This is a genomic window from Serratia sp. CY82433 (genome assembly GCF_052166535.1).
Classification (GTDB): Bacteria; Pseudomonadota; Gammaproteobacteria; order Enterobacterales; family Enterobacteriaceae; genus Serratia; species Serratia sarumanii.
Genome location: NZ_JBJNOR010000001.1, coordinates 1,380,205 through 1,392,332, shown reverse-complemented (window position 1 = coordinate 1,392,332; position 12,128 = coordinate 1,380,205). Strand labels below are relative to the sequence as shown.

Below are 12,128 nucleotides of genomic sequence, written 5' to 3'. Positions count from 1 at the left end.
AGCGGTAAGCCACACGAACGTGCGGCAGATCAGGAAAGGTTAAAACAGCGACGGCTGCTCCGGCAGCGGCTCGTCGGGCGCTTTATTGGCGCGCTGCAGGCGCAGGAAGCGCTGACGGCACAGGCGCAGCACCTCGCGCTTTTGCGCGTCGCTCATGTTCATCCAGCCAAAACGCTCCTCGCGGCTGCGCAGGCAGCCACGGCAGAATCCGCGATCGTCGGCCTGGCAAATGCCGCGACACGGGCTGGGAATGTCGAAAAACTCAAGCTGCTGCGCCACGGGGCTCCTCCTGCGTTCTCTTGCTAATTGAAGACGCCATCGCCGCCGCTGGCAAGTCCCTTTTCGCCATTGCGGCGAAAATAGTCGCGCAAATAGCGCAGCGCCTGGCGGCTTTTCTCCGGCACGTTGCGCTCGAGCGTCAGCGCGTGCAGCCGCAGCGGCGCCGGCCGCCACTCAGGCAACAGCAGCAACAGCTCGCCGCGCTGAAGCTCGTCGCCAATTTCATACAGCGGCTGAACGGAAATGCCCAGCCCGGCGCGGGTAAAGGCGCGCATCACGTTCATGCTCTCGCTGACGATCTGCCCTTCCGCCAGCCGCAGCTTAACCTGCTGGCCGGACTGGTGCAGCAAGTCCAGATGGGCCCCGCTGTAGCCGCTGGAGATCCAGCGGTGCTGCACCAAATCCTGCGGCTTTTCCGGCACCCCATGCTGGCTGAGATAACGCGGCGCGGCGCACAGCACCATCGGCCACGCCGTCAGCGGATGCGCGATCATATTGGCGTCCGCCAGTTGACGGTTGGCCCGCAGCGCGATGTCGACCCGCTGCTCTATCATATCGACGATGCGATCGTCCGCCAGCACCCGCAGCGTCAGCTTGGGGTGCGCCTGCAACAGCGACGCCAGCGCCTCCGCAAGCGATCGGCCGCCGATGCCGACCGGGGTGGCGATGCGCAGCTCGCCCACCAGCGTATCCCGCAATTCCGCCAGCCGCTGCTCCGCCTGCTGCGCCTGTTGCAGCATCGCCTCGCAGCCGGGGTAGAACGCCGCCCCGGCCTCGGTCAGCGCCAGACGACGGGTGGAGCGATGCAGCAACGGCACCCCAAGCGCCTTCTCCAGCGAGCGCATGTGCTGGCTGACCGCTGACGGCGTCATGCCCAGCCGCCGCGCCGCGCCGGCCAGCGATCCCTCCGCCACCACGGTGGCGAATACCGCCATTCGATTGAGTTTATCCACGATTATGAAGTTTTACTTAATCAAGAAAGCATGAATATGGCACTAATCACGGCTATTGTTAAGGACTAGAGTAAACACCACGCAGCAGGCACATCGGCCTGCGTCACGATACTGAACCTATCCCCGAAGGAGCATGCAGATGAAAGTAGCCATTATTGGAGCAACCGGTTTTGTTGGCCGCCGCGTGGTGGATGAAGCGCTGGCTCGCGGTATTCAGGTGACGGCAATCGCCCGCCAGAAAAAAGATTTGCCGGAGCACGCCAACCTGACCGTCGCGCTGGGCGACGTTGCCGATGCCGCCTGGCTGGCGGGGCAATTGCGCGGTCAGGATGCGGCGATCAGCGCCTACAACCCCGGCTGGGGCGAAGACAACCTGTATGAGAAAACCCTCCGCGGCGCCCAACAGATCCTCACCGCGGTCGAACAGGCCGGCGTCAAGCGCCTGCTGGTGGTCGGCGGCGCCGGCAGCCTGGAAGTGGCGCCCGGCGTTGAACTGGTGGATACGCCGCAGTTCCCGGAAAATATCCGCCCCGGCGCGCAGGCGGTGCGCGATCTGCGCAACAAACTGCGCAATGAATCGGCGCTCGACTGGACCTATCTCTCGCCGGCCGCCCTGCTGGAGCCTGGCAAACGCACCGGCCAGTTCCGCCTCGGCACCACGCAACTGTTGATGAACGGCGAAGCGCCGGCCAACATTTCGGTAGAAGACCTGGCGGTCGCTATCGTTGATGAAATTGAAAAGCCTCAGTTTATTCGCGCGCAATTCACCGCCGCCTACTAACCGCCCCACCGCCAGGCCGCCCGGCCTGGCGTTTTCCGCGCAGGCTCCGCCGCCAATATTCTGAGTTTCTAAGGTTTCCTTAAGTTTCATCCGGTAGATTTCAAAGCATTATCTACTTTCAGGATCCCGATTCGGCAATGTGGTTACGTCAACGCTTACGGTGCAACAGCCTCGGTTTTACCCTCGCCACCGCCCTGTTCTTCACTCTGTTTCAAAACGCGTTATTCCTGCATCGCGCCTGGTCGTATATCACCTTCGATAGCGTCCACAGCGTGATTTTCGCTGCCAGCATGCCGGTGGTGATCTTCTGTGCGCTGAATATCATCTTCAGCGTGTTGACCGTGCCGTACCTGCGCAAGCCGCTGATCATCTTTTTCTTGCTCGGCAGCGCCGCAGCCAACTATTTCATGTTCAGCTATGGTGTGGTGATCGACGGCAACATGATGCAAAACGCCTTCGAAACCAACCCTCAGGAGGCGACGGCGCTGCTGACGCCGCGCATGGGATTGTGGCTGGCGCTGCTCGGCATTCTGCCGGCGGTAGCGGTCTGCTTCACCCAGATTCGCCAGACTCGCCCCTGGTGGTACATGGTTGGACTGCGCGCCGCCAACGTCATGCTGTCGCTGGCGGTGATCCTGATCGTCGCCGCGCTGTTCTACAAAGATTATGCTTCGCTGATCCGCAACAATAAAAGCGTGGTGAAGATGTTGACCCCTTCCAACTTCGTCGCCGGCACCATCAAGTTTACCGAACAGCGTTACTTCACCCGCAATCTGCCGCTGGTCAAGATCGGCGAGGACGCGCGCAAAGGGCCGCTGATCGCCGGGCAGGCCAAGAAAACGCTGGTGATCCTGGTGGTGGGCGAAACCGCCCGCGCCGAAAACTTCTCTCTCGGCGGCTACGGGCGCGAAACCAACCCGCGCCTGAAGCAGGACAACGTGGTCTACTTCAAGAACGCCAGTTCCTGCGGCACCGAAACGGCGATCTCCGTGCCCTGCATGTTCTCCAACATGCCGCGCAAGGAGTACGACGCGACTCAGGCGGCGCATCAGGAAGGCATGCTCGACGTGCTGGCGCATGCCGGCGTCAGCGTGCTGTGGCGCGATAACGACGGCGGCTGCAAAGGCGCCTGCGACCGGGTGCCGCACATCGACATGACCAAGCTGAAACTGCCGCAGGACTGCAACGGCGAGGTTTGCATGGACAACGCGCTGCTGTATAAACTGAACGACTATATCAATGGCCTGAAAGACGACGGCGTGATCGTGCTGCACCAGATGGGCAGCCACGGCCCGGCTTACTACCGCCGCAGCACGCCAGAATTCCAGACATTTTCGCCGACCTGCAACAGCAATCAGATCCAGGATTGCAGCCATGAACAGCTGGTGAACACCTACGACAACTCCATCCTGTATACCGACGCGATGCTCGATGCCACCATCAAGCTGCTGCGGCAGTATGACGGGCGGTTCAATACCGCGCTGGTCTATTTGTCCGATCACGGCGAATCGCTGGGGGAAAACGGCATGTATCTGCACGGCACGCCCTATGTCTTCGCGCCGAGCCAGCAGACGCACGTGCCTTTCCTGATGTGGATGTCGGCCGACTATCAGCGCAATTTCGGCGTCGATCGCCAGTGCCTGAACGCGCTGGCGGAAAAGGGCGACGTGTCGCAGGATAACCTGTTCCACACCCTATTGGGCATGCTGAACGTACAGACCCGCGAATATCAATCCCGGCTGGATATCCTGCAGCCTTGCCGCAACGCGGCGTAAGCGCTTAACTTCCGCGTGCCGCTGGGGCACAATAGTTTGCAGACAACCGGCGTTTTGTGCGCCGGTTTTTTTATTCCCATTGACCTAGACCAATCGGTCTATTATGCTCGGCACCATGATGACCAAATCAACGCATTGCAACGTGGATACACGTGAACATCTGCTCGCCACCGGCGAAACCCTCAGCCTGCGCCTGGGCTTTACCGGCATGGGGCTGAGCGAACTGCTGGCCACTGCGGGCGTGCCGAAAGGCTCGTTCTACCACTATTTTCGCTCGAAGGAAGCCTTCGGCGAAGCGATGCTGCAACGCTATTTCGCCCATTATGACGCACAAATGCAGGCGCTGTTTGCCGACAGGCGCGGCGATGCCCGCCACCAGCTGCTCGGCTATTACGCTCAGGCCATCAGCTACCACTGCCGCAGCGAATGCCACAACGCCTGCCTGGCGGTGAAGCTTTCCGCCGAGGTGAGCGATCTGTCGGAACCGATGCGTCATGCGCTGGAAACGGGCACCGCTCGCGTGATCGGCCACCTGCAGGAGGCCATCGAGCGCGGTATCGCCGAGGGCTCGCTGTCGGTGGCCATGAGCCCCGCGGCGACCGCAGAAACGCTGTATTCACTGTGGCTCGGTGCCTCGCTGCGCGCCAAGATCCGTCACTCGCTGGCGCCGTTAACCAGCGCGCTGGAAAGCATCGAGTTGCTGCTGCGCCCGCCGCAAGCGTAACGGTAACAATTTCTTTTTATTGAAAATGCAGTTCGTGGTTTTTTATCGCTCATTACTAGACGACCGGTCTATTAAATACAGGATGCACTATGAAGACTGAAAAATTGCTCTCTCCGCTGAAGGTTGGCGCCATCACCCTGCCCAACCGCGTGTTTATGGCTCCGCTGACGCGTTTGCGCAGCATCGAGCCGGGCGACATTCCTACGCCGCTGATGGCGGAATATTATGCACAGCGCGCCAGCGCCGGCCTGATCGTGACCGAAGCGACCCAGGTTTCCTTCCAGGCGAAAGGCTACGCCGGCGCGCCGGGGTTGCATACGCCGGAGCAGATCGCCGCATGGAAAAACATCACGCAGGCAGTGCATGACAACAACGGCCATATTGCCGTGCAGCTGTGGCACGTAGGCCGCATCTCCCACGCCAGCCTGCAGCCGGGCGGGCAAGCACCGGTCGCCCCTTCGGCAATCAACGCCGAAACCCGCACCACCGTGCGTGATGAAACCGGCGCCTGGGTGCGCGTGCCGACCTCCACGCCGCGTGCGCTCGAAACCAGCGAGATCCCGGGCATCGTCAACGATTTCCGCCAGGCGACCGCCAACGCGCGGGAAGCCGGCTTCGACTTCATCGAACTGCATGCTGCGCACGGCTATTTGCTGCATCAATTCATGTCACCGGCCTCCAACCAACGTACCGATCAATACGGCGGCAGCATCGAGAATCGCACTCGCCTGACGCTGGAAGTGGTCGACGCCACCATCGCCGAATGGGGTTCCGAGCACATCGGCATCCGCATCTCGCCGCTGGGGCCGTTCAACGGGCTAGACAACGGTGAAGATCAGGAAGAAGCGGCGCTGTATCTGGTGGAAGAGCTGAATAAGCGCAACATCGCTTACCTGCACATCTCCGAACCGGACTGGGCCGGCGGCAAACCGTATTCCGACGCCTTCCGCGACTCGGTGCGCGCCCACTTTAACGGGGTGATCGTCGGCGCCGGCGCCTACACCGCCGAGAAAGCCGAAGCGTTGATCGAAAAAGGCTTCATCGACGCGGTGGCCTTCGGCCGCAGCTACATCGCCAACCCGGATCTGGTAGAGCGTTTCCGTCAGCACGCTCCGCTGAACGAACCTAAGCCGGAAACCTTCTACGGCGGCGGCGCCGAAGGCTATACCGACTATCCGTTTCTGGCGAAGTAACCCTTCCTGACCCCAACGGCCACGCAATCGCATGGCCGTTTTTTTGTGCGCCGCGCGCAAAAAGGCCCGCACGAGGCGGGCCGGTGTTCCCTGGTGTTGTTCTCTATTGCCGTTCAATTTTTACACGATTGCCGCTGGAATAGATAATTGATTGTGCAGATCAATTACTCTGTATCGATCGGTACGCTCGATCAATATTTAGACAGCGCTGACGGAAAACTAATACGTGACATCGTCACGCACTCGTCACGTTGAATTCCCTTGCGGGACAAGGCTATACTCGCTTGTGCTTCAATCCACCCGCCGTCTGCCACGGCACAGCCAATTCAGAGGAATTATGCGCTTACTCCATACCATGATCCGCGTCGGTGACCTGCAACGCGCCATCGACTTCTACACCAAGGTATTAGGCATGCGCCTGCTGCGCACCAGCGAAAACCCGGAGTACAAATACTCCCTGGCTTTCGTCGGCTATACGGAAGAGAGCGAAGGCGCAGTTATCGAACTGACCTATAACTGGGGCACCGACAGCTACGACATGGGCACCGCCTTCGGCCACCTGGCGCTGGGCGTGGACGACGTTGCCGCCACCTGCGACAGCATCCGCCGCGCAGGCGGCAAGGTCACCCGCGAAGCCGGCCCGGTGAAAGGCGGCACCACGGTCATCGCCTTCGTCGAGGATCCGGACGGCTACAAAATCGAGCTGATCGAAAACAAACACGCCGGCCAGGGCCTCGGCCACTAAGCCTCCCCTTCAGGGCGCGCTGCGCCCTGCTGATTCTCCGCGCGATAGCGCCTGCAACCGGGCGCAAAATTTGCCATAATGCGCGCTGCATTCGATGAAGATAAGAAACTGATGGCCGAAAAAAGTGATCTTAACGCCCTGAGTGGTCGTTTTCGTGGGTTTTATCCCGTAGTAATAGATGTTGAAACCGCCGGCTTTAACGCCAATACCGATGCGTTGCTGGAGATCGCCGCCGTCACGCTGAAAATGGATGAAGATGGCTGGCTGCAGCGGGACGAAACCCTGCACTTCCACGTGGAGCCTTTCGAGGGCGCCAACCTGCAGCCGGAAGCGCTGGCGTTTAACGGCATCGATCCGCACAACCCGCTGCGCGGCGCGGTCAGCGAATATGACGCGCTGCACGCTATTTTCAAAGCGGTGCGCAAAGGGCTCAAGGATCGCGGTTGCAACCGTGCCATTATCGTGGCGCACAACGCTAACTTCGATCACAGCTTCCTGATGGCCGCGGCCGAACGCGCCGGCCTGAAGCGCAACCCGTTCCATCCGTTCGCTACCTTCGACACCGCCGCGCTGAGCGGCCTGGTGCTGGGCCAAACGGTGTTGGCGAAGGCCTGTATCGCGGCCGGAATGCCGTTCGACAGCAGCCAGGCGCACTCTGCGCTGTACGACACCGAGCAAACCGCCCTGCTGTTTTGCGAGCTGGTTAATCGCTGGAAACGTCTCGGCGGTTGGCCGCTGCCCGCCGGCGATCTCGCCGAATAAGCCCAACGAAAAAGGCGGCCCAGTTTGCACTGGCGCCGCCCGTTACGCGATAACCGCAAGCCCGTCGATTAAGACTGCTGGTCTTCCTGCGCTTTATACTTTTCTGCCGTTTCTTTGATCAGCTGCTGCAGTTCGCCGCGCTGATACATTTCGATAATGATATCGCAACCGCCGACCAGCTCACCGTCTACCCACAGCTGCGGGAACGTCGGCCAGTTGGCGTATTTTGGCAGCTCGGCGCGGATGTCCGGGTTCTGCAGAATGTCCACGTAAGCGAAACGCTCGCCGCAGGCGGACAGCGCTTGCACAGCCTGTGCGGAGAAGCCGCAGCTCGGCAGCTTTGGCGAACCTTTCATGTACAGCAGAATCGGGTTTTCAGCGATCTGGTGCTGAATTTTTTCAAGTGTCGTCGTCATTTATTGCTTCCTCAAGCCACATTTCATGGCTACAACATGCATCACGCGGGCTATTGTAGCGGCTGGAACAGTCGCAAGAAAACGCCATCTTTTGCAAGGATATTCACCCGCCGCCGATCGCGTTTCACCGGCCACGTCATTCCGGTCAAAACATACGTTGAGAATAACATTTTTAATCCGACCATTTCACTAATATATTGCGCGGCGCTGACGGCGCGGATTAATTATATCCATAGCCCCCTGCCGGCGCTTTTTCATACACCAACGGGCTGATTTTGAACCAAAAAAAATGTCATTAACGTTTTCTCACAATATGGATTATTATTTATGAGTTCTTCGCTGTTTTATATGGCGAAATTCGGGAATACTGTAACTCTTTCGATATCCGTTTCGGGGCCAAGGTTGGTGACGTCGACATGCGTTTAATTCTTACGCTCTTTGCGCTGCTGTTTACGCAGCTCTTCTTCAATTTGGCGCACGCTGCGCCACAGGCGCGTGTTGCCGCCGAGCAGCGTAAAAGCCATGCTAATGAAGCGCGGCCCGATGACCGCAGAAAAAAGAAAGCGGACAAAACCGCTAAAAAAGCCAAAGTGACGGCCCCCGCGAAAAAAACCAAGACCGCCAAGGCGAAAAGCGAGAAAAGCGCGAAAAAGATCGCCAGCGCCAAACCCAAGGCCAAAGCGCAGAAAACCGCCAAGATTAAAGTCACCCCGCCGAAAAAGGGCTACAAAAAAGGCTACGGCCGCCACCGCGAAGCCGGTATGGCCACCGCCAAGCTGGCGCGTGATGAAAAACCGTTGAAACTCAGCCCGGCGCACAAAAAACGCTATCAGCATGCCAAGCAGACCGCGATGGCCAAGCTGATGGGCCAGATGGGCAAACCTTACCGCTGGGGCGGCAGCTCGCCGCGCACCGGTTTCGACTGCAGCGGCCTTATCTATTACGCCTATAAAGACGTGGTAAAAATCAAGATGCCGCGCACCGCCAACGAGATGTACCACCTGCGCGACGCGGCGCCGATCAAGAAAAGCGAACTGGAAAGTGGCGATCTGGTGTTCTTCCGCATCAACAACCGCGGCGTGGCGGATCATGTCGGCGTTTATCTCGGCAACGGCAAATTCATCCAGTCGCCGCGCACCGGCGAAGAGATCCGCATCAGCCAGCTCGACAACGACTATTGGCAAAACCACTACATCGGCGCGCGCCGCGTAGTAACGCCGAAAACCATTCGTTAATTCCCTGCTCTGCGCGGTTGCGGCCCCGGTCGCAACCGCCTGCTCAAGCTATCACCCATCACACCGCCTCACGCGCATTTCTCGCTTTTCTTCCTGTTTTTTATGATGAAAATTGTTAAGATTGAAAGACCACAATAAAAAACGGCCCATTCGGCTCCCGCTCCGGCGGAAAAAGAGTGGCGCTGTAAAGGAGGAAGCAATGTCGTTTGAATTACCTGCATTACCGTATGAGAAAAACGCGCTCGAGCCGCACATCTCCGCCGAGACCCTGGAATACCACTACGGCAAACACCACAACACCTACGTGGTTAACCTGAACAACCTGGTGAAAGGCAGCGAGTTCGAGGGCAAATCGCTCGAAGAGATCATCAAGACCTCAAACGGCGGCGTCTTCAACAACGCCGCGCAGGTGTGGAACCACACCTTCTACTGGCACTGCCTGTCGCCACAGGGCGGCGGTGAACCGCAGGGCGAACTGGCGGCGGCGATCGTCAAATCCTTCGGTTCTTTCGCTGCGTTCAAAGAGCAGTTTACCGATGCCGCAGTGAAAAACTTCGGTGCCGGTTGGACCTGGCTGGTGAAAAAACCGGACGGCGCGCTGGCGATCGTCAACACCTCCAACGCGGCCACCCCGCTGACCGGTGAAGACAAACCGCTGCTGACCGTTGACGTGTGGGAACACGCGTATTACATCGATTACCGCAATGCGCGTCCAAAATACCTGGAAAACTTCTGGGCGTTGGTCAACTGGACCTTCGCAGCGGAAAACCTGGCGTAAACGCAGGTTCTGAGGTGATGAGGCGCAGCCAGGCTGCGCCTTTTTTATAACCGGGGGTAAATCAGTTCAACGCGGCAACGAAGCTGAAAGCGATAATGACCGCCAAGGCGCAGACGGTGGTGAACAGCGACATCTTCAATTCGGTATCCATGACAACTCCTTTAAAATGGGCTTTCCTAAGGATAAAAGGCGTACAATTAGTACGTCAAATCATTTTCCCACAGTTCGCCGATAAAATCTTGTTATCATTTCCCAGTTTATAATCTCGATTACCTCTTCCACTTTTGTTCAATATGCGACAAAATTCGCAGTTCACAACTGCGTACCGGCATCCATGCCCCTCCTGATTAAGCGCTGAAGACTTCAACACACTAAAAACTCAGTTTTCGCTTCTCTGGAGAAGGATCTACGTAGGCAAACGATTAACATCACACTTACATGCTGTAAACATGTGAGTTCAGGAGTCATTCCTTACATGGCAACGATTAAAGATGTGGCCAAACGCGCGGGCGTTTCCACCACCACCGTTTCGCACGTCATCAATAAGACTCGTTTCGTCGCCGAAGAGACCAAAGCGGCCGTGTGGGCCGCCATCAAAGAGCTGCACTACTCGCCGAGCGCCGTGGCGCGCAGCCTGAAAGTCAATCACACCAAGTCGATCGGCCTGCTGGCCACCTCGAGCGAAGCACCCTACTTTGCCGAAGTGATCGAGGCGGTGGAAAACAGCTGCTACAGCAAAGGCTACACCCTGATCCTGTGCAACTCGCACAACAATCTGGACAAGCAGCGCGCCTACCTGGCGATGCTGGCGCAAAAGCGCGTCGACGGCCTGCTGGTCATGTGCTCCGAGTACCCGGATCAGCTGCTGGGCATGCTGGAAGATTACCGCAACATCCCGATGGTGGTGATGGACTGGGGCGCCGCGCGCGGCGACTTCACCGACACCATCATCGATAACGCGTTCGAAGGCGGCTATCTGGCCGGCCGTTACCTGATCGAGCGCGGCCACCGCGATATCGGCGCCATTCCGGGCCAGCTGTCGCGCAACACCGGCGGCGGCCGTCACCAGGGCTTTATGAAGGCGCTGCAGGAAGCGCATATCGACATTCGCGAAGAGTGGATCGTCCAGGGTGACTTCGAGCCGGAGTCCGGCTACAAGGCGATGCACCAAATCCTGTCGCAAAAACAGCGGCCGACCGCGGTATTCTGCGGCGGCGATATCATGGCGATGGGCGCCATCTGCGCGGCCGACGAGCTGGGGCTGCGGGTGCCGCAGGATATTTCCGTGATCGGCTACGACAACGTGCGCAACGCCCGCTACTTCACCCCGGCGCTGACCACCATTCACCAGCCGAAAGAGCGTCTGGGCGAAATGGCCTTCACCATGCTGCTGGATCGCATTATCAGCAAACGCGAAGAGTCGCAGGTGATCGAAGTGCATCCGAAGCTGATCGAACGCCGCTCGGTCGCCGACGGCCCATTCATCGACTACCGCCGCTAATCCCCCGCGCCGGAAGCCTGCGCGGCTTCCGGTTCCACCTCGCTCAGCCACTCCTGATTCAGCGTCTCCCCATCGCCCAGATACGCCAGCAGCCAGCTCATCGCCGGTGACGGTTTATCCTGCTGCCAGGTCAGGCAGCAAGGGCTGGCGGGAAACGGCTGCTGCAGCTGCAACGCCGTCAGCTCACCGCGCTGCACCCGCGGCAGCGCCCGATGCGCCGGCATCATGCCGACGCACAGCCCGGCGCACAAACAGTCGAGCGCCGAAGTCCAATCCGGCACCACCAGCCGCCGCTGGTTATCCAGCGTCCAGGTGACGCGCTTGGGCAGATTGCGCGAGGTGTCCTCCAGGCAAAGCGAAGGGTACGGCCGCAGCTGATCGTCATTCAGCGGCCCCGTCAACTGCGCGAGAGGATGTTGCGGGCTGGCCACACACAGCCAGTTCATATAACCCATGTCGCGGAAGGCGAAGCCGCCGCCGACCGGCACCGCGCGCGTGGCGCCGATCGCCATGTCCGCCCTGCCGTCCACCAAGGCATCCCACACGCCGTTGAACACCTCGGGTTGCAGCATCAATTCGACGTCGGGGAAATGACGGTAGAAATCCAGCACCAGTTGGCGGCTGCGCTGCGGTTTGACGATGATGTCGACCGCGATATTCAGCTGGCCGCGCCACCCGTTGGCCACCTGCTGACAGTGGCGGCGGGTGTCGAGCATTTTTTTGATAACAACTCGCGCATCTTTGATAAACAGCGCACCGGCGGGCGTCAACTCCACATCGCGATGACGCCGCTCAAACAGCGGCACCGCCAGCCATTGCTCCAGCTGCCGTACGGTATAGCTGACGGCCGACGGCACCCGGTGCAGCTCCTGCGCCGCCGCGCTGAAACTGCCGGTGCGCGCCACCGCATCGACCACTTCAAGAGAATATTCAGACCACATCGCCTTGCCTTCAATTTTTTTAACAGCACTTTGCAAATATTACCG

At 59.2% G+C, this 12,128-nt stretch carries 14 protein-coding genes; 9 read left to right on the top strand and 5 right to left on the bottom strand.

Annotated features, from left to right (window positions below; translation table 11 throughout):
* Window positions 1–39: 39 nt before the first annotated feature.
* Together ACJ8PI_RS06940 and ACJ8PI_RS06935 are read right to left on the bottom strand one after the other, a co-directional pair.
* Window positions 40–279 carry a DUF1289 domain-containing protein gene (locus ACJ8PI_RS06940; RefSeq protein WP_015377731.1) on the bottom strand — a complete coding sequence of 80 codons (240 nt, stop codon included), beginning with the start codon at window positions 277–279 and terminating at the stop codon, window positions 40–42.
* A gap of 23 nt (window positions 280–302) precedes the next feature.
* The gene (locus ACJ8PI_RS06935; RefSeq protein WP_204350476.1) at window positions 303–1,232 is read right to left on the bottom strand and encodes a LysR substrate-binding domain-containing protein; all 930 of its coding nucleotides are present in this window, start codon (window positions 1,230–1,232) and stop codon (window positions 303–305) included.
* Between the two features lie 139 nt (window positions 1,233–1,371).
* Between ACJ8PI_RS06935 and ACJ8PI_RS06930 the strand changes: the two genes are divergently transcribed.
* The 6 genes from ACJ8PI_RS06930 (at window position 1,372) to rnt (ending at window position 7,212) form a co-directional block, all read left to right on the top strand.
* The gene (locus ACJ8PI_RS06930) at window positions 1,372–2,013 is read left to right on the top strand and encodes an NAD(P)-dependent oxidoreductase (protein ID WP_164134283.1); all 642 of its coding nucleotides are present in this window, start codon (window positions 1,372–1,374) and stop codon (window positions 2,011–2,013) included.
* Between the two features lie 137 nt (window positions 2,014–2,150).
* The gene (eptA, locus tag ACJ8PI_RS06925; RefSeq protein WP_164134284.1) at window positions 2,151–3,788 is read left to right on the top strand and encodes a phosphoethanolamine transferase EptA; all 1,638 of its coding nucleotides are present in this window, start codon (window positions 2,151–2,153) and stop codon (window positions 3,786–3,788) included.
* A gap of 103 nt (window positions 3,789–3,891) precedes the next feature.
* Window positions 3,892–4,512, top strand: coding sequence for a TetR/AcrR family transcriptional regulator (locus ACJ8PI_RS06920; protein ID WP_033648177.1), 621 nt, complete (start codon window positions 3,892–3,894; stop codon window positions 4,510–4,512).
* Between the two features lie 89 nt (window positions 4,513–4,601).
* Window positions 4,602–5,705: an alkene reductase gene (locus tag ACJ8PI_RS06915; RefSeq protein ID WP_033638377.1), complete on the top strand. Its 1,104-nt coding sequence runs from the start codon at window positions 4,602–4,604 to the stop codon at window positions 5,703–5,705.
* Between the two features lie 337 nt (window positions 5,706–6,042).
* Window positions 6,043–6,450: a lactoylglutathione lyase gene (gene gloA, locus ACJ8PI_RS06910; RefSeq protein WP_004931325.1), complete on the top strand. Its 408-nt coding sequence runs from the start codon at window positions 6,043–6,045 to the stop codon at window positions 6,448–6,450.
* A gap of 78 nt (window positions 6,451–6,528) precedes the next feature.
* Window positions 6,529–7,212 (top strand): ribonuclease T, encoded by a 684-nt coding sequence (rnt, locus tag ACJ8PI_RS06905; RefSeq protein ID WP_016927925.1) that lies wholly within the window; start codon window positions 6,529–6,531, stop codon window positions 7,210–7,212.
* 68 nt (window positions 7,213–7,280) lie between these two features.
* Here the strand turns inward: rnt and ACJ8PI_RS06900 are convergent, their stop codons facing one another.
* The gene (locus ACJ8PI_RS06900; protein WP_004931329.1) at window positions 7,281–7,628 is read right to left on the bottom strand and encodes a Grx4 family monothiol glutaredoxin; all 348 of its coding nucleotides are present in this window, start codon (window positions 7,626–7,628) and stop codon (window positions 7,281–7,283) included.
* A gap of 416 nt (window positions 7,629–8,044) precedes the next feature.
* Between ACJ8PI_RS06900 and ACJ8PI_RS06895 the strand changes: the two genes are divergently transcribed.
* Both ACJ8PI_RS06895 and sodB read left to right on the top strand, forming a co-directional pair.
* A complete protein-coding gene (locus ACJ8PI_RS06895; protein WP_033638376.1) occupies window positions 8,045–8,863 on the top strand; it encodes a C40 family peptidase in 819 nt (272 codons plus the stop codon).
* A gap of 199 nt (window positions 8,864–9,062) precedes the next feature.
* On the top strand, window positions 9,063–9,641 hold the full coding sequence (sodB, locus tag ACJ8PI_RS06890) for a superoxide dismutase [Fe] (RefSeq protein ID WP_004931333.1): 579 nt from the start codon (window positions 9,063–9,065) through the stop codon (window positions 9,639–9,641).
* 61 nt (window positions 9,642–9,702) lie between these two features.
* Here the strand turns inward: sodB and cydH are convergent, their stop codons facing one another.
* Window positions 9,703–9,792, bottom strand: a complete 90-nt coding sequence (cydH, locus tag ACJ8PI_RS06885; RefSeq protein WP_019455989.1) for a cytochrome bd-I oxidase subunit CydH — start codon at window positions 9,790–9,792, stop codon at window positions 9,703–9,705.
* Between the two features lie 324 nt (window positions 9,793–10,116).
* Between cydH and purR the strand changes: the two genes are divergently transcribed.
* Window positions 10,117–11,142 (top strand): HTH-type transcriptional repressor PurR, encoded by a 1,026-nt coding sequence (purR, locus tag ACJ8PI_RS06880; protein ID WP_033638375.1) that lies wholly within the window; start codon window positions 10,117–10,119, stop codon window positions 11,140–11,142.
* Here purR and punR read toward each other — a convergent pair.
* A complete protein-coding gene (gene punR / locus ACJ8PI_RS06875) occupies window positions 11,139–12,083 on the bottom strand; it encodes a DNA-binding transcriptional activator PunR (RefSeq protein WP_033648176.1) in 945 nt (314 codons plus the stop codon). The two genes, purR and punR, sit on opposite strands and share 4 nt — an antisense overlap.
* Between the last annotated feature and the right edge of the window lie 45 nt (window positions 12,084–12,128).

Bases quoted from the DNA above. Each gene is read 5' to 3' on its own strand.
- ACJ8PI_RS06930 (WP_164134283.1), top strand. From the start codon at position 1,372: ATGAAAGTAGCCATTATTGGAGCAACCGGTTTTGTTGGCCGCCGCGTG.
- eptA (WP_164134284.1), top strand. From the start codon at position 2,151: ATGTGGTTACGTCAACGCTTACGGTGCAACAGCCTCGGTTTTACCCTC.
- ACJ8PI_RS06920 (WP_033648177.1), top strand. From the start codon at position 3,892: ATGCTCGGCACCATGATGACCAAATCAACGCATTGCAACGTGGATACA.
- ACJ8PI_RS06915 (WP_033638377.1), top strand. From the start codon at position 4,602: ATGAAGACTGAAAAATTGCTCTCTCCGCTGAAGGTTGGCGCCATCACC.
- gloA (WP_004931325.1), top strand. From the start codon at position 6,043: ATGCGCTTACTCCATACCATGATCCGCGTCGGTGACCTGCAACGCGCC.
- rnt (WP_016927925.1), top strand. From the start codon at position 6,529: ATGCGCGCTGCATTCGATGAAGATAAGAAACTGATGGCCGAAAAAAGT.
- ACJ8PI_RS06900 (WP_004931329.1), bottom strand. From the start codon at position 7,628: ATGACGACGACACTTGAAAAAATTCAGCACCAGATCGCTGAAAACCCG.
- ACJ8PI_RS06895 (WP_033638376.1), top strand. From the start codon at position 8,045: ATGCGTTTAATTCTTACGCTCTTTGCGCTGCTGTTTACGCAGCTCTTC.
- sodB (WP_004931333.1), top strand. From the start codon at position 9,063: ATGTCGTTTGAATTACCTGCATTACCGTATGAGAAAAACGCGCTCGAG.
- cydH (WP_019455989.1), bottom strand. From the start codon at position 9,792: ATGGATACCGAATTGAAGATGTCGCTGTTCACCACCGTCTGCGCCTTG.
- purR (WP_033638375.1), top strand. From the start codon at position 10,117: ATGGCAACGATTAAAGATGTGGCCAAACGCGCGGGCGTTTCCACCACC.
- punR (WP_033648176.1), bottom strand. From the start codon at position 12,083: ATGTGGTCTGAATATTCTCTTGAAGTGGTCGATGCGGTGGCGCGCACC.